Origin of the sequence: Synechococcales cyanobacterium CNB (assembly GCA_030263455.1) — a bacterium.
Taxonomy (GTDB): Bacteria; Planctomycetota; Phycisphaerae; order Phycisphaerales; family UBA1924; genus CAADGN01.
In genome coordinates this window covers 45440-66500 of record SZOZ01000013.1, presented here as the reverse complement: position 1 = coordinate 66500, position 21061 = coordinate 45440, and the positions used below count along the sequence as shown (strand labels likewise).

The following is a 21061-nucleotide window of genomic DNA, read 5'->3' as shown; positions in this document are numbered from 1 at the left end:
CGGGAGTCTACACGACCCCCCCGGCCGGATGCACGGGATTTCCGACGCTTCGACGGCGAAGCCGGGGAGCACGCCTCACCCCAGCGCCATCGTCATGAGGAACTCGGCGTTGGTCTTCACCTTCTTCAGGCGGCTCTTCATCAGCTCCATCGCCTCGACGACGTTCATGTCGCTCAGCACTTTCCGGAGGCGGTGGACCAGTTCGAGTTCCTTGGGATCCAGCAGCAGTTCCTCACGCCGCGTCCCGCTCGCGCTGATGTCGATCGCGGGCCAGATCCGCTTCTCCACCAGTTTGCGGTCGAGGTGCAACTCGCTGTTGCCGGTGCCCTTGAACTCCTCGAAGATGACCTCGTCCATCTTCGATCCGGTGTCCACGAGCGCGGTTCCGATAATCGTCAGGCTCCCCCCCCGCTCGATCGCCCGGGCCGCGCCGAAGAACTTCTTGGGCCGCTGGAGCGCGTTCGAGTCCAGACCGCCCGTCATGATCTTGCCAGAGTGCGGCATCTCCGCGTTGTAGGCCCGCGCCAGCCGTGTGATCGAGTCCAGCAGGATCACCACGTCGTCCCCGAACTCGACCATCCGCTTGGCCTTCTCGATGACCACCTCCGCCACCGCCACGTGCCGGCTCGATTGCTCGTCGAACGTGCTCGCCACCACCTCCACGCTCGGGTCGGTGTTGCGGCGGAAATCCGTCACCTCCTCGGGGCGCTCGTCCACCAGCAGCACGATGATCTTCACGTCGGGATAGTTCTTCGTGATCGCCTGCGTCATCTTCTGCAGCAGCACCGTCTTGCCCGTGCGCGGCGGCGCCACGATCAGCGCACGCTGCCCCTTCCCGATCGGCGCCACCAGGTCCACCACGCGCATCTCGATCGCGTCCGGCGTCGTCTCCAGGATGAACCGCTGCTCCGGGTGCAGCGGCGTCAGGTCCTCGAAGTTCACCAGCTCGTGAATCTTCGACGGCTCGCGCCCGTTCACCTTGTCCACCCGCAGCAGCGCGAAGTACTTCTCGCTCTCCTTCGGCGGACGGATCGCCCCGCGCACGATCATCCCCTTGCGCAGCCCGAATCGACGCACCTGCGACGGCGAGACGTAGATGTCGTCAGGCCCGGGCAGGTAGCTCTGCTCAGGGCTGCGCAGGAAGCCGAACCCGTCCGGCATGATCTCCAGCGTCCCCTCGCCGAACATCAGCCCCTGCTTCGCGGCCCTGGCCTTGAGAATCTTGAAGATGAGCTCCTGCTTCGGCGTCTGCTGGAAGTCCTCCAGCCCCTCGCGGGTCGCCACCCCGAACAACTCTTCCATCTCCATCCGCTGCAACTGCGCGATGCTCAACTGGTCCTTGATCGCCTCCGGGTCGGCGTGCGCCGCGATCCGCTCCAGTTCCGCTGCCTCTCGCTCCAGTTCCTCGTCGCTCGGCAGCACGTGGTCCGGGTACGACGACCTGTAGGAGTACGACGGTCCGCCACCGCCCCCGCCGCTCATTCCCCCGCCGCCCATCCCGCCCTTGCGCTTCTTCCGCTTGCGGCGGTGCTTGCCCTGCTGATCGCCCCCCTGCCAGTCCGGCCGAGGCCCTCCCTGCGGCGGCCCACCCTGACCCGACGGTGCGACGCCTTCGGGTCGCGGGGTGCCTTGGCTGTCCGCGGGCCGGGGCGGGGCCTGACGCTCGCGCTGCTCGCCGCCGCCGTTGGAGTCGCCCCCATTCGTGCGGGACTGCTGCGGACGCTCTTCCTGCGCAACGTTCGTTGTCTTCGCCATGACTGCCAAGGTTCCTTCCGATGCTCGGGAGGGAAAGGGGGGAAACGGAGCCGCATCCCGGACGCCCTCACGAGTCGGGTCGGGGCGGCTCCGCAGAGCCTGCGTTCCGCAGCCGTTGCCACGCACCAGCCCTCGCACGCGAGGGCGACGGGGTTCAGCCCAGTTGTGAGTGGTGATCCGCTGCGGGCAATTCCGCTTCTGATTCCTCGGCCGACGAGGCTCACGGCTTTCGTGAACCCGCCCGCCGCTCTCGACACAGTATACGGCCCCCGACCCGCCCGGTGGCCACCGAAACCGAAACTTCTTACCCGGCCCGGCCCCGCCCGCCCCCGAACTCCGCCCTGGCCCGCCGCAGCACCCCCTCCACCTGCGGCCCCAAGTCAGACAGCCCGCCCGTGTTCACGATCCCGTACCGGCTCCGACGCCGCTTCTCCTCCAGCGGCATCTGGGCACGTTCGCGCCGATCGACCTCCGCCTGGTCCCACCCGCGCGAAGCCCGTACCCGCTCCAAGCGAACCTCGCGCGGCGCGTCCACGAACACCACCGCGTCGCACTCGGCGTCCACGCCCGCCTCGAAGAGCAACGGCGCATCGACGACAACCACTTCCGCGCCGCGCGACGCGGCCTCGCGGACCAGTTCCGCCCGGCGAGCGCGAACCAGCGGATGCACGAGCGATTCGAGACGACGGCGCTGCGACTCGTCATCGAACACGATCGCCGCGACCGCCGCACGGTCCACGCGACCGCCCGCGCCGATCACCCGCTCGCCCCACCACCGCCGCAACTGCTCGCGTACCTCGGGCCGGTCCAGCGCGGCCTTCGCTTCGGCGTCCGAGTCGATGACCACGCACCCGCGCCGCGCGAACTCCGCCGCCACCGCGCTCTTGCCCGCCCCGATCCCGCCCGCCAACCCGAGCACGAGCGCCTTGCCCTCACTTGGTGGCGGGGGAGTCTCGCACGCACGCCGTTCCGTCCCCGGTGTCATGAGCGTCTCGCCCGTGCGCCTGTCGATCGCTTCCTTCGCCGTAGCCCAGACCTCGTGCGGCCGGGCGATCATCACCCACGCGACCTCGATCGTGTCGGTGCCCGCGGTCGCGAACCCGATCGTTCCCAGGCCGAGCAAGCGCTCGCCGAGCGAGCGGTAGAGCACGACGTGCTGCACGCGCTCCAGCCGCGCCTCGACCGTGACGCGCCGTAGCACGCCGGACACGCGCGCCACGCGCCGATCCGTCAGCACGTAGCGCCTGCTCGCCCAGACGGCCGTTTCCCAGAACAGTTTGAGCGCGCCGACCGCCAGCACCGTCCACCCCGCCGCCGCCGCAACCCCCGGCACGCCGCCCCGCGCCGCCGGCCACGCCAACGCCAACGCCAGCACGCACAGCGCGGCCACGGGCACGACCGATCGCAGGACGATCGACAGCCCGCTCGGCCGGAGCGACACGAGCGTCCGTTCGCCCTCCGGCGCAGACCCCTCGTCTCCCTCGGCCCGCTTTGTCACTCCTTCACTCCCTCGCTTCCCCACTCCCGCCTTCGCCCTCTGTTGTTACAACGCCTCGCGCTTGAGCGTCGCGATCTCCGGGTAGTTCCGGTAATACCCGTCGTAGTCCAGCCCGTACCCCACGACGAACTCGTCCGGGATATCGAACCCGACGTACTCCGCCCGTGCGCCTTCGGCCTCGCTCACCGCGCGCCGCACGTCCTTGCGCAGCAGCACGCACGCCCGCACCGACGCCGGCGTCTGCTCCTCCACCAGCCGACGCACCATCGCGATCGTCTGCCCCGAGTCGAGGATGTCATCGACGATCACGACGTGCCGGCCCCCGAGCGTGCGCGGCAGTTCCGACCGGATCGCCGCCCCTTTGCTCTCCAGCGAGCGACCCGGGTAACTGCTCACCGCCACCAGTTCCAACCTCAACTTCAGCGGCAACTCGCGGATCAGGTCCGCGCCGAAGACCATCGCCCCGGACATGATCGGAATGATGACGACGCGGTCGCCGTCGCCCGCGCTCGCCCCGCCTCGCTCGACGTCGCGGCGCAGGTCGCTCGCGAGCGACGCCCCCAGCTCGCGCACACGCCGGGCGATGGTCTCGCGGCCGATCAGGACTCGTTCGATCTCGGGGAACACGCCGCCAGCATACCCCCGCGCCGACACCGCCCGTTCAGAACCGCTTGTGGACCGGCCGCTCCGCCGGACCGCTCACGCCCAGCACGGCCCGCGCGATCCGCAGGTCCACCGGGCGGGTGATCTTCACGTTCAGCGGGTCGCCCTCGACCACCACCACGCGCCGCCCCAGACGTTCGACCAGCGTGGCGTCGTCCGTGCAGTCGATGTTCGACTGAGCGTAGACCTCCTTGAGCAGGGCCGCCTCGTACACCTGCGGCGTCTGCACCGCCACCAGCCGATCTCGCTCGACTGTTGCCTCGACCGCACGGAGCGGATGCCGCTTGCCTGCGCCAAGGATGGCCGCGAGCGGGTCCGCGCCCGGGTCGTCCACTTCCTCGTCCGACAGGCGCTTGAGCGTGTCGGAGACTTCGATCGCAGGCACGACGGCCGGGTGGCGCGATGCCGCGTCGAACACCCGGTCCAACAGCGCCTGCGAGGCGCAGGGCCTGGCTGCGTCGTGCACCGCGACGTGCGTCGCGTCCGCGGGAACATGATCGAGCGCGGCCTTGACCGTCTCGTAGCGGTGCGTCTTCCCGCCGCGGCAGATCGACACCCCCAGCAGTCCCATCTTGTCGCCGTAACGCAACCGGAACTCGTCGAACGCGGCCTCGTCGTGCGGCCCGGCAACGACGATTCCCGCGATCGTGACGTCCGGGGAGGCGTAGTTGGCGAACAACTCGACCGTCCGCTGCAGGACAGGCCGACCGCCCAGGTCCTCGTCCAGCTTCGACCGCGCTCCCCCGAGCGGGTCCGCCTCGGCATACCGCTTGGAGTATCCGGCCGCCGGGATGAGGACTGCAACCCGCATGGCCTGAGAGCCTATCGCGGCCGGTCGGCCCCCGGCATGCCGCCTTGGTGCCGTCGCACTGGAAAAGTTTCCGGGAAACTGCCAGGTACCCTTGGAACGCCACGAACTCCGGGTATGCTTGGGCTGTGAAGCCCCCGTCTGACGTCTCTGACACGCTCGTCCCTGCGCCCTCCGGCCGTGGTGGCGGGGCGGGGCCGCTGGAGGTTCGGATTCATCGGACGGGAGAGGAACTGCTGGCGGCATTGCGGGGGGTACTGGACGCCATCCCCGGCTCGCCGCGCGGGCCGCAGGCGTTGGCCACCCGCCTGGGAATCGACAAGGTGCTGGCCAGCCGCATCCTGGCCGCGGTTCGCAGCGCGGACCCGCTTTTCGTCGTCCACCGTGCCCCCGGGCCGGAGCCGCTGCGCCGGACGGTGAGCGCGATCGCCCGCGAGGGGGTCGATGCCGCGCTGGTGCTGCGGGCCGCACGGGCGGTGGACGACTTCGAACGGCTGATCCGCGACGAGATCGGCGATCGCCAGTCCCTCGAGGCGATCGTGAGCGCGTGGGTGCCCGAGGCGCGGCGCGAGTTTGAGTTGCGCCGCAAGCAGTCGGCGTTCAAGGCGCTGAGCCACCTGCGCGGCGCGATGGTCAATGCGCTGACGGCGACGGTCTTCCTCGCGCCGTCCGCCGACGATCCGGACCGGCTGGACGTGGTGTGGGTGAACGGGCTGATCGGGCTGCTGCGTCTGCGGCCGACGGCGGCGGTGAAACTGGCGACGCGGCGCTTCGGGCCGGAGCCGCGCCGGCGCCAGCCGCTGACGCTGGACCGCGAGCCGATCGAGCGGTTGTCGCACGTGCTGGCGGAGTTCAGTTCGTCGCCGCTGCCGCCGTTCGAGGTGGTTCGCGCGGGCGACACGGTGCACTACGTGCTGGGGGGCGAGGGGTACGGGCCGCGGTCGGCGGTTGATCTTGTGATGGCGGAGGTGAACCTGTCGGAAATGCGACGGACGGTGCCGGCGGGTTCGGGGCGCAAGGGGTATGTGTTCGCGGAGGTGTCGATCCCGGCGGCGGTGATGCAGTTGGATGCGTTCGTGCACGAGGGCGTGTACCCGGGCGCGACGCCGTCGATCCGCGTGTACGACACGGCGTTCGAGGGCGTGGCGGACGCCAACGACCGGGCGCGCGACATCGACGCGCTCGACGTGGCGGAGACGGTCGAGTCGCTGGGCACGGGTCTGTCGGGCTGCCGCTCGGCGGATGTGCCGCGGTACACGGACCTGCTTCGGCAGGTGTGCGCGAGGATGCGGTGGTCGCCGGAGTCGTTCCGCGGGTACCGGTGCCGGGTCGAGTACCCGCTGTACGGGACGCAGGTGACGATGCTGTTCGATCCGGCGGGGAACGCTGGCGGGATCGGCTAAGCCCTTGCCGAGCAAGGTGTTGCGGACATTTCGCCGTTCTTCCAGCATACATATCCTTGACAACGCCCCCCCCCCCCCTGTTATACTGTTCTGGTCATGGCACCGAGGATGCGTCCCGAACTTAACCGGCGGCAGCATGGCCGCGAAGGGGGCGGAGGGCGATCGACCGTGTGGTCGCCGGCAGGTTTCAGCCTCATCGAAGTCATCGTTGTGCTCGGGATCATCACTCTGCTGATCGGCCTGCTCCTGCCCTCGCTCGGCGCGGCGCGTGAGCGGGCGCGAATGACCCGCATGGCGCTTGCCGCCAGGAGCAACGCAGCGGCCGTGATCGCGTACGCGCAGGACCACGACGACATCTATCCGATCGCCCATCCCAAAGTCGGGACCGCGATCCTGGACTGGGACGACCCGCTCCTGGCCGGCGAGTACCTCCCCAACAAACTGGCCGTGGACCCGGACGGCGTGAAGGAGTTCGGCGGCCCGCGCTTCTCACTCTCAGGCGCCTTGGTCCACCCGGCGGCGATGATGGAACCGGGAACGACGGTGCCGATCGACCTCGCGCTGAGTGCGTCCGTGCGGCAGTCACGGGTTCGCCACCCGGCCCGCAAGGGGATGATGGTCAGGTACGTGTTTCAGAAGAACGGCGATCACATCATGTGGGCTTGGAGTCCGTACGATCGCCCGCTCGCTCCGGTGGCCTGGACGGACGGCGCTGTCTCGGAGCACCGGTGCACGGACTTCACCCTCGCGCACGACTTCTTCGAGAACTGGGTCGGATTCCCGGTTCTTTCGACATGGTCCGGTGCGTCGGGCATAGACGCCCTGTCGCACCCGTGATACCCCAGAGGAGTTGAACCGATGAACATCACGACCATCAAGCGTGCGGGCTGTGCGGCCGTCGGGGCCGTGGCGATGGTGGCGCTGGCGGCGCCGAATGACTGCTACTTCCTCGTGAGCAGCGGGTGCGGTTCGGGTGAGTCATTCTGCACTGAGAACAGCATCGTCTGCGACGTCGGGTACTCGAAGTTTGTGGACACCGGCTGCGGCAGGATGGGTCCGTTCACCTACGGTCAGCTGCGGCTGTGTTACCTTCTGACGAACACGACGACCCACCCCTGCAATGAACCGCCGCCCCCCGAGAATCTCGATGGAACGGGCTGCGCTTCGGACGGGATCTGCTGCTACGCAACAAGGACGGAGGTTGGCGAGGTGCAGGGCACGATGAGCGTTCCGGGCGGGTTCCTCTGCTGCGAGCAGTCCGGCTCCCAGTGAGCGAGCACGAAGCCATGCGGCGCACAATTCGGCAACTGATCGCTTGTGGCCGGAGCCTCCTCCGTCTGTTCGTGTGTTGCACACTCGTGTGCGTTTGTCCCCCTGCCTCCGGGCAGGATGAGTCACCAGGTCCGGTGCAGAGTATCCCATCAAGAACGGAACTCGCGTCGAGTATCCGTGCTCGCTTGCCCTCGAACGGCTCGGTGTTCATGGTCTACAGGAACGACCGGAATGAGTTCGTTGCCGAGTACGATTTCACGACGCGAGCGTTTTATTCCATTCGACACTGGGAGTCGCTGACGATGCGAGAAGCGGAGGGGCGTTTCTGGAGCGGATCCGCCTCCCCGGATGGGCTGCGACAGTACGACGGATCCTGGAGCCCCGAAACCGCAGATCACGTGCTCGACGACTATCTTCCTCAACTTGCCGTCGTGCGTGCACTTGAGCACGACACTGTTCCTGTCCGCATCGAACGCTCTGCCGAGGGGGAGTTGCTGGTCATCGCAACCCTGCCGCGCGGCGCCTGGAGCCCGCCCGCGCACAAACTGTCTGATTACGAGATTCAGCGGTGGGGCGGCCCCGAGCGCCTATTCCGCGACGTAGTGTACACATTGAGGGATGATCTGACGGTCGCCTCGAAATCTCATCCGATCTACAGATCGTTCACCGATCACCCCTATCAGACGCTTCTCTACGACGTGGATCCTCGCTCGCCGGCTGGTTTGCAGGTTGTCCACACATTGCCGCAATCTCTCGCGAACTCCATACGTCTCGCCGAACTTCGCTTTGACGCGTCCGGCGACCAAGCCCGCTTCTCGAAGGACGGTGTGCTTGACTTCGTAGCCGCTCGGAGAATCGAGAAGCGCGAACGCATCCCTGTCATCACCGCGGCGGAGGCCGACGCCAACCCGCAGAATCGGCCGGTGCCTCTCCGTGGCGACAGGCCGCCCGCGCTCTCCTTGCGGACTGGGCTGATGGGCGCAGGGGCAGTTCTCGTCGCCATCGGCCTGCTCGCATGGTTCCGGATGCGGCGGGGATGAACGCCTGGCGCGCTTCCATCGCCGTCACGGTCGCTCGGTCGATCCTGGTGCTCCTCATCGCCACGTGGCTGATCGTCGCGGGAATCGGCAAGCTCGCGGACCTCGACGGTTTCGCCGAGGCGCTCCTCGCGCACCGCCTGATCGCCGGCCCGTTGATCTAGGTTGTCTCGTTTGTGCTTCCGTTCGTGGAGGTTCTCATTGGAGCAGGCGTGGTCTGGGGGCTGGCCTCCGGGTCGCCTGTGCGCCGTCTGGTTCCGCCGCTGGTCGCGGTGTTCCTTGCGTTCGCGCTCTACGCAACATGGCTTTCGATCAGCCCTCCGCCAAAGCCGGCTCCCTGCGGTTGCGGAATCTCGCGCGCCCCTGTCGAGAGCTGGTGGCCGATCGTGATTCGGAACATGGGGGCAGTCGCAGTGCTTGTGCTGTGCGCCGCCTCATCCTCGATCGCTGTTCAACGCGATGCGTCCTCGGCGTGAGAGGAACGAAACCGCAGATCAGCGGAGCAACAACACCCCCACCGGCCCCAAGGACTTTGCCACCCCTCCGCCGGGGCGGGGGAGGATGATGCACGCCGGGCAGGCGCAGGGCTGGTACTCGCTTGCGCATCGTGCTCCGTTGTGGAGCGCGGCGTGGAGAGGGCGCGGAAGGCTTGTGCCACCTTCGTCGGCGGCTCCGGGCCGACGGTGGTGCATCTCGCGGCGACACCCCGAGACGCAACGGCACCACGGTCGCGGAGCCGACCGTGACAGCACACGCGGTCGTTCATCCGTGCCGTTCACACCGTCCCGTACAAGCGATCCCCCGCGTCGCCGAGGCCGGGGCGGATGAAGCCGTGCTCGTCGAGGGCGCGGTCGATGGCTGCGGTGTAGATGGTGAGTTCGGGGTGGGCGGCGTGGAGGGCGCGGATGCCCTCGGGCGCGGCGACGAGGCACATCATGCGCAGGTCGGTCGCGCCGGCGTCGCGGAGCATGGCGATGGCGGCGATGGCGGAGCCGCCGGTGGCGAGCATGGGATCGACGAGGATGACGGGGCCGTCGCCGAGGTTGCGGGGGAGTCTGTTGAGGTAGGCGAGGGGTTTGAGAGTTCGCTCGTCGCGTGCGAGGCCGAGGTGTCCGACGCGTGCTTCGGGCATGACTTCGAGGATGCCCTCGGTCATGCCGAGGCCGGCGCGGAGTGGCTTCGAGCGGGGTCTGGACGTCGATGGTGCGCGTGGGAAAGCTGCGCGTGACCTCGAAGACCATGAGGCCTGCGATCTGGGCCATGAGGGCGCGGAAGGGGCGGTGGCCGGTGGTGCGGTCGCGCAGCCACGTCAACTTGTGCTGGATGAGCGGATGATCGAAGATGATGACGTTCGCCGGGGTGGCGGCTGGCTCGCTCATGCGCGGGTCAGCGTACCCGACGGCGGGGGAGGACGCCCGTGCCGATGACCGACGCTGACCGCGTGGCCCTGGAGGCCGCCTACGAGCAGGCGGTGAAGTCGCTGAAAGAAGGGGGGATCCCGATCGGGTCCGCGCTGGTGGACGCGGCGGGGGTGGTCGTGGCGCGCGGGCACAACCTGCGTGTCCAGACGGACGACCCGACGGCGCACGCGGAGATGGTGTGCATCCGCAACGCGGGGCGGCGGCGAGACTGGCACCGGCTGACGCTGGCCTCGACGCTGTCGCCGTGCGCGATGTGCTCGGGGACGGCGGCGCTGCACCGCATCCCGCGAGTGGTGATCGGCGAGAACAGGACGTTCCAGGGACGTGAGGACTGGCTGCGCGCGTCGGGGGCGGAGGTGGTGGTCGTGGATGATCCGCGGTGCGTAGCGCTCATGGAGCGGTTCATCCGCGAGCGGCCGGAGTTGTGGGACGAGGACATCGGAGTGCCGGGAAAGGAAACGTGACGGAGTGCGGGACACTCCGTCACCTCGTCACCGTTCGCTTTTGGCTCAGTCCTCGCCGTCGCGTGGACTGACCTCGCGCCAGCGGACAACGCGGACGGGGATGCCAGCCGCGGCGGCGGCGCCCTCGACGGGCGTGCTGAGGGCAAAGGGCATGCGCGGGGAATCGCCGTGGAGTTCGTCGGCGACGATGACAGGGGACGAGGGCGAGCCGCTGGTCCAGAGGACGGTGGAGAATGGGCCGGGCGTGCTTCCCGCGCCGCCGTCGTAGACAACGTTGTTGTTTCCGGCCTGGAAGTTGCCGGACGCGTAGACGCGGCCGCTGACGGTGGTGTTGTTTCCGGCCTGGAAGTTGCCGTTGTGGACGTAGACGTGGCCGGAGATGTCGGCGTTGTTGCCGGTCTGGAAGTTGCCGTTGACGAGGTGGAGATAGACGCGGCCTTCGCCGTTGCGGATGATCTCGAAGTTGTTTCCGGAGTTCATGTTGCCGTTGGTGAAGACGAGGGTGACATCGCCGCTGGTGGTGTTGGCGACGAATCGGAAGTTGTTGCCGACGCCGGGCATGGAGCGGAAGAAGTAGTTGCCCGCTGAGACGTTGAGCGTGCAGCCGTTGCCGGCGGAGATGTCCCGGTAGGAACCCGGCGCGATCGTGGCGGTGGCGTTGTTGCCGTAGGAGAGGTTCGTGCTGCCGCTGGAGCCTGTGGGGGGAGAGGGGAGCGAGACGCCGCTGATCTGCGCGCCCTGCAGGCCGTAGACCTGCATGGAGCCGTAGGAGAGGTTGCCGCCGGAGGAGTAGACGAGATAGTCCTCGTAGGTGGGCGTGGAGGACCGCTGGCGGATGGCTGCGACGACCTGGTTCTCGCCGGGACCGGAGACCATCTGGAGGCTGACCGGCGCGCTGCCGAGATTCGGGCCGAGGACGACGGCGGTCCAGGCGCTGCCGTCCCAGGTCCGAGAGCGGAGTCTGTTCTCGCCGTTGCGGTGCCAGGCAACAACGGCCTCGCCGTTGGGGGTGAAGGCGGTGGCGATGCGAGGCTCCATCGGGTTTTCGAGGGAGGTGTCGAGTGCGGTGATGGTGGCCCAGCTGGAGCCGTTGAAGGTGGAGGCTTCGGCGCGCTTCGTGGCCGTCGTCCACGCGGCGATCAGACGGTCGCTCCCGTCGCTCGGGTCACGTGCGACGGTCATCCATGCGACGACTCCGGACCCGCCGGAGATGGAAGCAGCGCTGCTCCACGACGCGCCGTTCCAGGTGCGGTGGCGCTTGCCGCCGCCGGACTGCCCCCAGACGACCTTGGCATTCCCCGCGTCGCCGTAGTATGCGCCGCTGAACGGCTTGCCCTCGGATGGCAGCGCGGTGGTGAGCGTGACGGCCGAGTCGAAGGTTGTACCGTTCCAGACCGAGGCCGCGAGGCGCGTGCTCGTTCCGGCGAGCAGGATCATCTCGTCGGACTCAGGCCGCTGGACGAGTTCGATCCAGCGCGGCGCGGTGTCGAGGTTGAGTCCGGAGTAGGTCTGCTCGGCGGAGACGGAGCCGCCGCTGACGACGCGGTAGTGGATCGCGGTCTGGTTGACGCTCCGGTAGACGATGAGCAGATCGCCGGACACGCCCTCGAAGCCCGCGTGCCACGTGCGTGTGAGCATCGTGCCGACGTCGGCGCAGACCTCCTCAGGGTCCGACCATGAAGACGACCCTTCGAGCGAGACCATGAGCGAGCGGTTGTCGTCCACGGCGAGGGCGGCGCGGCGGCCGTTGGGCGAGTGGTGGAGCGTCATCCACGCGATCGACCCGCCGAAGGCGGCCGGACCCGAAACGATCTCCCACGGGTTCTCCCACTCGGCGCATCGGGCGAGGCTGGCGGACGAGGACTCGGCGTAGACGAGCGTATGGCGGGGGGGGTCGGCGGACGCGGCCGCGGGAATGGCGACCGCCGATACCACTGTCATGCACGATGCGCTCAGGCTCCGTCTCTGTGCCCTCATGGCGGTCCCCTTCGGTTGCTCGGGGCCAGCCCGCGCGTGCGGCCACCCCGAACAAGCATCGGAAACACCCGGTCATGGCGCAGCCGGACCGGAGATCGACCGAGACGGTGGCGTGCCGTTTGTGAGGGGGATCGTCCGAGTAACGCGAGTTCGGAGGGAGACGGACGGGTGGGAACCGGCGGAGGGCACGACCGTCGCGGAGGATGCGGGAGAGGAAAGAAGGAAAGGGAGGGCGACGGTCGGCACGGTCAGGGGGAGTCGGCGCGGAGAGAGGCGGCGATGGCGATCTCCTGGAGGCGCACACTCTCGCGGTCGAGGGCTTCCTTGGCGGCGTGGAGCGCGTTGGGATCGACGCTGCGCCAGTCGGCGTCGGCGGCCTCGACGAGCGAGCGCAGCGCGTCGGCGATCCGGCCGAGGCTCGCGGCGTAGGCGGGGTCGAGTTCGGCACGGTGGCGTTCGAGGCGTTCGCCGATCCACTTGAGGTCGAGGCGGCTGTTTGCGACGAGGTCCACGATGCGGTGGCGTGTCATGTCCTCGCGGGCGTGCGCGAAACTCTCACGCTCGATGCGATCGACCTCCTCGGCGGAGAGGCCGTGGTTCGGGACGACCTGGAGGGAGGCGCGTCTGCCGCTGCGGCGCTCGACGGCGCGCACCGTGAGCACGCCGTTCGCGTCGATGAGGAACTCGACCTCGACCTGGGGCACACCAGCGGGCATGGGTGGGATGCCTCGCAGGTGGAACTCGCCGAGGGTTCGGCAGTCGGCGGCCATCTCGCGCTCACCCTGCACGACGCGGAGGAGGATGGAGGTCTGTCCGTCCACGCTGGTGGAGAAGCGTTCGACGGCGCGCGCGGGGACGGCGCTGTTGCGGAAGATGAGTTTGGCGACCGCGCCGCCAACGGTTTCGACGCCGAGGCTGAGTGGGATGACGTCGAGCAGGAGGGTGCCTGGGCGGTCGCCGCGGAGGATGGCCGCCTGGACGGCTGCGCCGAGGGCGACGACGCGGTCGGGGTCGAGGGCGACGTATGGGTCGCGCCCGAAGAACTCGGCGACGGCGTTGCGGACGAGGGGCGTGCGCGTCGCGCCGCCGACGAGGATGACGGCGTCGATGGAGGCGGCGTCGAGGCGGGCGTCGCGGAGGGCGCGTCGGCAGCAGTCGAGCGTTCGATCGACGAACGGGCGGATCATGGACTCGTACTCGGCGCGTGCGACAGCGCGGCGGTAGACCTCGCGCTCGTTGACGGCGATCTCGACGCTTGCCTGCTCGGCGTCGCTGAGGCGGTGCTTGACGTCGCGGGCGAAAGCGAGCAGGGCGCGGCGCGTGGCCGGAGGAAAGGCGTCGAGCGAAGCCCCCCCCTCCGGTGGGAGGCCGAGCATGGCGCGGACCTCGGTGGCGAAGAGAGCGACGAGGGAGTGGTCGGCGTCGTCACCGCCGAGGCGGGTGTCGCCGGCCGTGGAGAGCGCCTCGAAGAAGGCGGTATCGCCCTCTTGCTGTGCGGGCGTGATGCGCAGGACGGAGACATCGAACGTCCCCCCCCCGAGGTCGTAGACGACGACGGTTTCTTCTCGCCGCGTGCCCGTCGCGCCGATGCCGTAGGCGAGCGCGGCGGCCGTCGGCTCGTTGACGATGCGAACGACCTCAAGACCCGCGAGCCGCCCCGCGTGGCGCGTGGCCTGGCGCTGAGCGTCGTCGAAGTACGCGGGGACGGTGACGACGGCGCGGCGGACCTCTTCGCCGAGCGCTCGTGAAGCGCGGTCCTTGAGTTCGCGGAGGATGGACGCGGAGACTTCCTCCGGCGAGAGCGCGACCTGTCTGCCGCCGATCGGGAGCACGACACGGGCCGTGCCTCGCTCGCCAGGGGCGACGCGGTAGGCGAGGTACGGCAGGTCGCCGGCCGCGTCCCGGACGCTCCTGCCCATGAGGCGCTTGACGCTGGAGACCGTGGTGAGCGGGTGGTCGATCGCGGCCTCGGCCGCGTCGCGTCCGACGACGGCGCGCAGGCCGCCCTTGCCGTCGTCTTCGTAGCGCACGACGCTCGGGAGAAGCGCTTCGCCGCGCTGGTCGTCGATGGTGCGCGGGCCGCGTTCGTCGCAGACGGCCACGAGGCTGTTCGTGGTGCCGAGGTCGATGCCGACGATCACACCCTTGTCCGCGTTCCCGGCCATGTGTTCGACCATAGGCCGCGGTCAGGGCGTGCCATCGGCGGACCAGGCGCGCATCCAGGCGAGGGCGTTGAGTTCGTCGATGAGGGGCACGAGAGCGGCGGGTTCGGCGTGATCGCCGTCGAGCGCGACGGCCACGTGCCGCTGCGAGCCTGCGAATCCCGCGTAGACGAGCGCGACGGTCGCGTTGCCCGCAGGGCGGACGAAGGTCTCGACGTTCTGCACGCGGCCGGGGTGGTCGGCGTCGAGGACACCCGCGTCGCGCGCCAGCGACCAGACGCGGTCCACCTGCTCGCGTGTCAGCGTGCGGGCCAGGGGCGGAAAGACCTTCGGGGAGGCCGCGGGACCGACCGCGACGCGGAACGAGCCGTCCGGCTCGACGAGGTAGCAGGCGGGTCGTGACCGCGGTGGGAGTCGGTCTGTTTCGGCGATCGAGCGGGCGGACGAGAGAACGGTCACGGAGAGCGTGAAATCGGGGGGCGCGGAAGCGGTGCGCGCCGGGTCGACGGGGCGCGAGGCGCAGGAAGCGGCAAGCACGCCCGCCGCGCAGCATGCGAACACGGAGAAGAGCGGCCGCCGGTTCATGCGCGGCAGTGTAGGGCACGCGGGTGCGGGACCACAGAGGGGTTGGGCTATCCTCTGCCCCATGGAGTTGAGCATCCGCTGGCTGAACCGATATCTGGAGCCCGCCCACGCCGCGGCGGATGAGGTCGAGCACGCCCTGACGAACGCGGGCTTCCCGATCGAGTCGCGCCGCGCCACGCCTGCCGGCGACACGGTGCTCGACGTCGAGATCACTTCCAACCGGGGCGACTGCCTGAGTCAGGTCGGGCTGGCGCGCGAAGTCGCGGCGGTCACGGGTCGGCGGCTGGTGATGCCCACGTGGGTCGAGCCGCGACGGGGCGAGCCGGCCGACGGGTATCTCTCGCTCGAGAACCGCGTGCCCGAGGCTTGCCCGCGGTTCACGGCGCAGGTGATCCGAGGCGTGAAGATCGGACCCAGCCCGGCTTGGATGACGGACCTGCTGGAGTCGCTTGGGCAGCGGCCGATCAACAACGTCGTGGACGTGACGAACTTCCTCACGTTCGAACTCGGGCATCCGTCGCACGTCTTCGACCTGCGCTCGCTCGCCGGCGGACGGCTGATCATCCGGTGGGCGAAGGAGGGCGAGAAACTCAGCACGCTCGACGGCAAGGACCGGACGCTGCGGGCGGACGAACTCGTCGTCGCGGATGCCGAGCGGGCGCAGTCGCTGGCGGGCGTGATCGGCGGCGCGGAGAGTGAGGTCGGTGCGAGCACGACGGATGTCGTGCTCGAGGTCGCGACGTGGGAGCCGGCGGTCGTTCGGCGCGCGGCGCGTCGGCTGGGGATTCGGACCGACGCGAGCCACCGGTTCGAGCGCGGGGTCGCGCCGGCGGAGCTGGACTTTGCGGCGCGCCGGGCGGCCGCGCTCATCGTCGAGGTGGCGGGGGGGATGCTGTGCTCGGGGATGCTGGACGAGGGCCGGCCGCTGCCGCCGGCGCGGTCGATCCGGTTCCGGCCGTCGCGTGCCCGTGCGCTGATCGGTGTGGACGTGCCGGACGCGGAGCAGGCGCGGCTGCTGAAGTCGATCGGTATCGAGGCGGAGGGCGGCGGCGACGCGCTGACGTGCGTGCCCCCCCCCTTCCGGCTGGACCTGGAGCGCGAGGTGGACCTCGTGGAGGAGGTCGCGCGTCTGCACGGGTTGGACAGCGTTCCCGTGCGTGACTGGATGCCGGTGGCGGTGCGCCCGCCGCAGCAGCGCGAGCGGGCGTTGCGGGAGATGCACGCCGCGCTTGAGGGGCTGGGGTTCTACGAGGCGGTGACGTTCACGTTCGTGTCGGAGGACGACGCCGCGCCGTTCATGCCGCCGGGGTTGCGGATGGTGAGGGTGGACGACGAGCGTCGCAAGGCGGAGCCGGTTTGCCGTCCGAGCGCGCTGCCGAGCCTGCTGGGCTGTCGGCGCGCGAACCGAGCGGCGCAGGTCGCGCGACCTGGCGGGGTGCGGCTGTACGAGTGGTCGGCAAACTTCGCCGAGATCGACGGGCCGGGCGCGCGGACGGTCGAGAACCGCAATCTCGCGCTGCTGATGGACGTTCCGACCGCGGGATCGAAGGCGACGCACGAGGAGTTGCAGGCGGGGCTGCGCGCCATCCGAGGCGTGGTGGAAACGATCGCAGCGCGGCTCGGGGGCGAGGGCGCGGCAGTCCGGCTGGCGGCGTCGTCGCCCTACGCCGCGGCGTTTCGCGCGGACGCCTTCGCGGACGTGCTCATTCATGGAGAGCGGATCGGCAGCGTCGGCCTGCTCGCGGACGCCGTGCTGCGCCAGCACGATCTCGACCATCCGATCGCGGCCGGTGATCTCAACCTTGAGTCACTGCTCGGCCTGTTCCCGCCTCGCGCGAGCATCAGGCCGCTGCCGGCGTTCCCCCCGATCGACCGAGACCTGTCGCTGCTCGTCCCGGAGCGGATGCCGTGGGACCGGGTGCGATCGCTCGTGGAGGGCGCGAACCTGCCGCTGCTGGAGAGCGTTGAGTTCGTAGGGACATACCGCGGGAAGCAGGCGGGCGCGGGCCGTAAGAGCGTGACGCTGCGGCTGACGTTCCGCGACCCGGCGCGCACGCTGCGGCGGGAGGAGGTTGAGCCGCAGGTGTCAGGGCTGATCGATCGTGCCCGCGCGGAACTCGGCGCGGAACTGCGCGCGTGACGAGGGCGGCATGGAATGTTCGGATGTTGGGCGGTTCCCCCGGGCGGTCGCCCATGGAGCCGATACGATGGTGCGTGTCCGGCGGAGTCCGGGCGAGAGAGGAGCCGCGATGACCCAGGCCAGCACGGATGTCCGCACCGCCCGCCCTGCCGCGTCCCCGGCCGACAGGCCGTTCGTGTACGTGAACGGCGAGATCGTGCCCAAGAGCCGGGCGGCGGTGAACGTCTTCGACCACGGGCTGCTCTACGGCGACGGCGTGTTCGAGGGCATCCGCGTCTACAAGGGACGGATCTTCAAGTGCGGGCAGCACATGGACCGGCTGTACGCGTGCGCCAACCGCATCGGACTGCGGCTGGAGAAGCACGTGCCGCGCGAGGAGATGATCGACATCCAGCGGCGTTGCATCGAGGCGAACGGGCTGGTGGACGGGTACATCCGGCTGGTGGTGACGCGCGGGGTGGGGACGCTCGGCCTGAACCCGTACCTGTGCCCCGAGCCGGGGGTGATCTGCATCGCGGACCAGATCTCGCTCTACAAGCCGGAGATGTACGAGAAGGGGATGCGCGTGGTGGTGGCGCACCGGCCCAAGACGCCAATCCCCTGCCTGGACCCGCGGATCAAGAGCCTGAACTACCTGAACAACATCCTGGCCAAGTGCGAGGCGATCCACCTGTCGCAGCACCTCGGGATCACGAAGCCGGAGGACATGCTGCTCGAGGTCATCATGCTGAACCTTGAGGGACGCGTCACGGAAGGCTCGGGCGACAACATCTTCATCGTGAAGGACGGGCGTGTCTTCACGCCGCCGAGCGAGGCGGGCATCCTCGAGGGGATCACGCGGCGGTTCGTGATGCGGGAACTCGCGCCGGCGTGCGGGCTGAAGGTGGAGGAACGGGACTTCACGCTCGCGGAACTCCTGGCCGCCGACGAAGTGTTCCTGACCGGGACCGCGGCGGAGATGATCGCCGTGCGCGAGGTGCTGGAGCACGAGGGCGAGACCCGCGTGACGGCGACCCACCGCATCTCCGACGGCGAGGGACCGATCACGAACCGGCTTCGTACGCGGTTCCGGCAGATCGTGACGAGTGACAACATCCCGGAAGACTGAGCGCGGACGAGATCAGGCAACGGCGCAGGCGTCGTGTTCCGTCGCATCCGCGTGCGTGTGCGTGCGCGTCCGTGCCGCCTCGCGCCGTGCGACGAACAGGTACTCCGTGTTCCGCAGGTGGCTGATCCGTCCGACGCGCTCGCCGCGGGAGTTGTGGATGCCGATCAGCGCGCCGACGTAGCGCTTGTAGTCGTGGGCGATGACACGGACGGCCCCTTCGCCGCCCCACAGGCCACGGAGCATCGACTCGACCTCGGCGCGGGAGACGTAACCCTCGTCGCTCAGGGAGACGACAACGGCGTCTGCCCGCAGGGCTTCCAGCACGCGGCGCAGGGCGGCGGCGCAGGCGGGCCGGGAGTTGAACTCGCTGCGACGCTCGCGGCAGTCGGCCCGCTTGCAGGCCACGCCGTAGACCTCCGGCTTGTCCCAGCGCACGAGCGATTCCCAGACGTGGTAGTTGCCGAGGTAGGCGTGCTGGTTGTAGGGCGGGTCAACGTAGGCCACGTCGGCGGCGAGTCGGCGGGCCGCGTCGAGGGCGTCGAGTTGGTGCGCCTCGCCCTTGCCCTGCGCGGCCCGTGGAAGCACGACGGGCACGCGCAGCTCCAGATCGTTTGCGGCACGCCGCGCCCACCGCTTCAGGTAGGCCATCTGCACGCCCGTCGTCGAATCGACTCGGTCGGCTGCCTCCATGAGCGAGGTGAGCACGACGGCCTCCAACTCCGGCTCCAGACCCTTGCGGACGATCGCCTCGCGGACGGCGTCGATGCGCTCGCCGTTCTTCGGCATGAAGAAGCGCGAGCGGATGCAGTAGGTCTCGGTGAACCAGCCGGGGCGGCCGGGCAGGGCATTGAACTCGCGGACCAGGCGTTCGGCGTCCGGGAGGACGCCCTCGGCATCGGCCTGCACGTAGCAGCGGGCGAGCACGGCCGCGTAGGCGTTGTGGTCGTTGGCGAGGACGCGATAGCCGGCGGCCTTGAGGGCGTGACCGACGCGGGAGGTGCCCGAGAAGAGGTCGATGACGGTGCCCGCGCTCTCGACGCCGCGCACGGCGCGGAGGATGGAGGGAATGAGCGTGCGCTTCGAGCCGAGGTACTTGATCACGCCCCGTGTATCGGCCCGACGTCGGGCCGGCGCGCACGATTCGTCGGTTTGCCGGCGGGACGGTAGGCTTTCCCACCATGTGCGCAACCGCGCCGAGCCGGCGCAACATCGCGGAGACCGTCGGCTGGGTTGGGCTGTTCGCCGGCCCTGCGCTCGCGGTGCTGATGTACGCCGTTCTGCCTGGAGCCCGGGCGGACGAGTCCGGTGCGCTGGGCGGCGGGCTTTCGGACACGGGGCGTGCCGCGGCGGCAGTGGCCGTGCTGATGGCGGTGTGGTGGATGACGGAGGCGCTGCCGCTGAGCGCGACCGCGCTGCTGCCGATCGCGCTCTTCCCGATCCTCGGCGTATCGCCCATCCGCCAGGCCGTCGCGCCCTATGCCGACCCGGTGATCTTCCTGTTCATGGGCGGGTTCATCCTGGGCCTCGGGATGGAGCGGTGGGGCCTGCACAAGCGCATTGCGCTGATCACGATCGCCGTCGTGGGAACGAGGCCCGTGCGGCTGATCGGCGGGTTCATGCTCGCCAGCGCGCTGATGAGCATGTGGGTGTCGAACACGGCGACAGCCGCGATGATGCTGCCCATCGGCGTGAGCGTCATCGCGCTGGTCTTCGCCCGCCTGGGGCGCGACTTCGAGCGCGGCGCGCCGCCCGAGCCGGGGCTGGACGGCTCGAACTTCGCCACCTGCCTGATGCTCGGGATCGCCTACGGGGCGAGCATCGGGGGGATCGGGACGCTGATCGGCACGCCGCCGAACACGGTGCTCAAGGGCTTCGTGGAGCGCGAGTACGGGCAGGTCATCACGTTCGCGGAGTGGCTGCGGATCGGCGTGCCGTTCGTCGCCGTCTTTCTGCCCGTGGCGTGGATCGTGCTGACGCGGTTGGCGTTCCCTGTTCGGTTGCGCGAGATTCCCGGCGGCAAGGCGCTGATCGCGGGCGAGCTGCGCGCCCTCGGGCCGATGAAGCGGGGCGAATGGGCAGTGTTCGTCGTGTTCTGCTGCACCGCGCTGGCGTGGATCTTCCGCCAACCGCTCGCCTCTGCGCTGGGGATGGTTCGCACGGGCACGGACGGGCGCGAGGTGCACCTGCTGACGGACGAGGGGATCGCCATCATCGCCGCGCTCGTGCTGTTCGTGATCCCGGTCAGGCCGCGAGAGCGAGTCTTCGCGATGGACTGGCCGACGGCGTCGCGGCTGCCGTGGGGGATCCTGCTGCTCTTCGGCGGCGGGCTGAGCCTGGCGTCCGCGATGGACTCGACGGGCGTGACGAGGTTCATCGGCGAGCAGTTCCAGGCGCTGCGGGGGCTGCCGCTGGCGCTGATGGTCGCGGCGATCGCGGGAGTGGTGATCTTCCTGACGGAACTGACGAGCAACACGGCGGTGACGACGACGCTGATGCCGGTGCTCGCGGGGGCGGCGACGGGCCTCGGCGTCGATCCGGCGTACCTGCTGGTGCCGGCCGCGCTGGCGGCGAGTTGCGCGTTCATGCTTCCGGTCGCCACGCCGCCGAACGCGATCGTGTTCGGGTCTGGCCATGTTTCGCTTCCGCAGATGGCGCGGGCCGGGTTGATCCTGAATCTCATCGGGATCGTGCTGGTGTCGGTCGCGGTCCTCGTGCTGGAGCGGTTCGTGGTGACGATCCAGCCTTGAGGGTGGTGACGTACCGCTGGG

General features: G+C 69.4%; 16 protein-coding genes and 1 pseudogene. 8 read left to right on the top strand and 9 right to left on the bottom strand.

Features of this window, described 5'->3' with window-relative positions; translation table 11 throughout:
* Positions 1 to 75 precede the first annotated feature (75 nt).
* The 4 genes from rho to FBT69_13175 form a co-directional block, all read right to left on the bottom strand.
* Positions 76 to 1755 carry a transcription termination factor Rho gene (gene rho / locus FBT69_13190; GenBank protein MDL1905744.1) on the bottom strand — a complete coding sequence of 560 codons (1680 nt, stop codon included), beginning with the start codon at positions 1753 to 1755 and terminating at the stop codon, positions 76 to 78.
* 304 nt (positions 1756 to 2059) lie between these two features.
* Complete coding sequence (locus FBT69_13185) at positions 2060 to 3253, bottom strand: dephospho-CoA kinase (protein ID MDL1905743.1); 1194 nt, start codon at positions 3251 to 3253, stop codon at positions 2060 to 2062.
* Between the two features lie 45 nt (positions 3254 to 3298).
* Entirely contained in the window at positions 3299 to 3880 is a 582-nt protein-coding gene (locus FBT69_13180) for a hypoxanthine phosphoribosyltransferase (GenBank protein MDL1905742.1), read from the bottom strand.
* A gap of 34 nt (positions 3881 to 3914) precedes the next feature.
* Complete coding sequence (locus tag FBT69_13175; GenBank protein ID MDL1905741.1) at positions 3915 to 4970, bottom strand: 2-C-methyl-D-erythritol 4-phosphate cytidylyltransferase; 1056 nt, start codon at positions 4968 to 4970, stop codon at positions 3915 to 3917.
* Between FBT69_13175 and FBT69_13170 the strand changes: the two genes are divergently transcribed.
* The 4 genes from FBT69_13170 to FBT69_13155 all read left to right on the top strand — a co-directional run bounded on the left by FBT69_13170 (position 4970) and on the right by FBT69_13155 (position 8439).
* Positions 4970 to 6127 carry a hypothetical protein gene (locus FBT69_13170; protein ID MDL1905740.1) on the top strand — a complete coding sequence of 386 codons (1158 nt, stop codon included), beginning with the start codon at positions 4970 to 4972 and terminating at the stop codon, positions 6125 to 6127. The genes FBT69_13175 and FBT69_13170 overlap by 1 nt on opposite strands.
* A 108-nt stretch (positions 6128 to 6235) precedes the next feature.
* Positions 6236 to 6964 (top strand): prepilin-type N-terminal cleavage/methylation domain-containing protein, encoded by a 729-nt coding sequence (locus FBT69_13165; protein ID MDL1905739.1) that lies wholly within the window; start codon positions 6236 to 6238, stop codon positions 6962 to 6964.
* Positions 6965 to 6985: 21 nt separating this feature from the next.
* Entirely contained in the window at positions 6986 to 7399 is a 414-nt protein-coding gene (locus FBT69_13160; protein ID MDL1905738.1) for a hypothetical protein, read from the top strand.
* Positions 7400 to 7584: 185 nt separating this feature from the next.
* On the top strand, positions 7585 to 8439 hold the full coding sequence (locus tag FBT69_13155) for a hypothetical protein (protein MDL1905737.1): 855 nt from the start codon (positions 7585 to 7587) through the stop codon (positions 8437 to 8439).
* Positions 8440 to 9211: 772 nt separating this feature from the next.
* Here FBT69_13155 and FBT69_13150 read toward each other — a convergent pair.
* Positions 9212 to 9815, bottom strand: a pseudogene (locus FBT69_13150) (uracil phosphoribosyltransferase).
* 44 nt (positions 9816 to 9859) lie between these two features.
* Here FBT69_13150 and FBT69_13145 point away from each other — a divergent pair.
* Positions 9860 to 10321, top strand: coding sequence for a nucleoside deaminase (locus FBT69_13145; protein ID MDL1905736.1), 462 nt, complete (start codon positions 9860 to 9862; stop codon positions 10319 to 10321).
* Between the two features lie 45 nt (positions 10322 to 10366).
* Here the strand turns inward: FBT69_13145 and FBT69_13140 are convergent, their stop codons facing one another.
* The 3 genes from FBT69_13140 to FBT69_13130 all read right to left on the bottom strand — a co-directional run bounded on the left by FBT69_13140 (position 10367) and on the right by FBT69_13130 (position 15045).
* The gene (locus tag FBT69_13140) at positions 10367 to 12298 is read right to left on the bottom strand and encodes a hypothetical protein (GenBank protein ID MDL1905735.1); all 1932 of its coding nucleotides are present in this window, start codon (positions 12296 to 12298) and stop codon (positions 10367 to 10369) included.
* Between the two features lie 248 nt (positions 12299 to 12546).
* Positions 12547 to 14475: a molecular chaperone DnaK gene (gene dnaK, locus FBT69_13135; protein MDL1905734.1), complete on the bottom strand. Its 1929-nt coding sequence runs from the start codon at positions 14473 to 14475 to the stop codon at positions 12547 to 12549.
* 9 nt (positions 14476 to 14484) lie between these two features.
* Positions 14485 to 15045 carry a hypothetical protein gene (locus tag FBT69_13130; protein ID MDL1905733.1) on the bottom strand — a complete coding sequence of 187 codons (561 nt, stop codon included), beginning with the start codon at positions 15043 to 15045 and terminating at the stop codon, positions 14485 to 14487.
* Between FBT69_13130 and pheT the strand changes: the two genes are divergently transcribed.
* Both pheT and FBT69_13120 read left to right on the top strand, forming a co-directional pair.
* On the top strand, positions 15044 to 17185 hold the full coding sequence (gene pheT, locus FBT69_13125) for a phenylalanine--tRNA ligase subunit beta (GenBank protein ID MDL1905732.1): 2142 nt from the start codon (positions 15044 to 15046) through the stop codon (positions 17183 to 17185). The two genes, FBT69_13130 and pheT, sit on opposite strands and share 2 nt — an antisense overlap.
* Positions 17186 to 17294: 109 nt before the next feature.
* Positions 17295 to 18293 (top strand): branched-chain amino acid aminotransferase, encoded by a 999-nt coding sequence (locus FBT69_13120; protein ID MDL1905731.1) that lies wholly within the window; start codon positions 17295 to 17297, stop codon positions 18291 to 18293.
* A 12-nt stretch (positions 18294 to 18305) separates the two neighbouring features.
* Here FBT69_13120 and FBT69_13115 read toward each other — a convergent pair whose 3' ends face one another.
* On the bottom strand, positions 18306 to 19394 hold the full coding sequence (locus FBT69_13115; GenBank protein ID MDL1905730.1) for a DNA methyltransferase: 1089 nt from the start codon (positions 19392 to 19394) through the stop codon (positions 18306 to 18308).
* A gap of 77 nt (positions 19395 to 19471) precedes the next feature.
* Here FBT69_13115 and FBT69_13110 point away from each other — a divergent pair, with 77 nt between their 5' ends.
* The gene (locus FBT69_13110; GenBank protein MDL1905729.1) at positions 19472 to 21040 is read left to right on the top strand and encodes an SLC13/DASS family transporter; all 1569 of its coding nucleotides are present in this window, start codon (positions 19472 to 19474) and stop codon (positions 21038 to 21040) included.
* Positions 21041 to 21061: the final 21 nt, after the last annotated feature.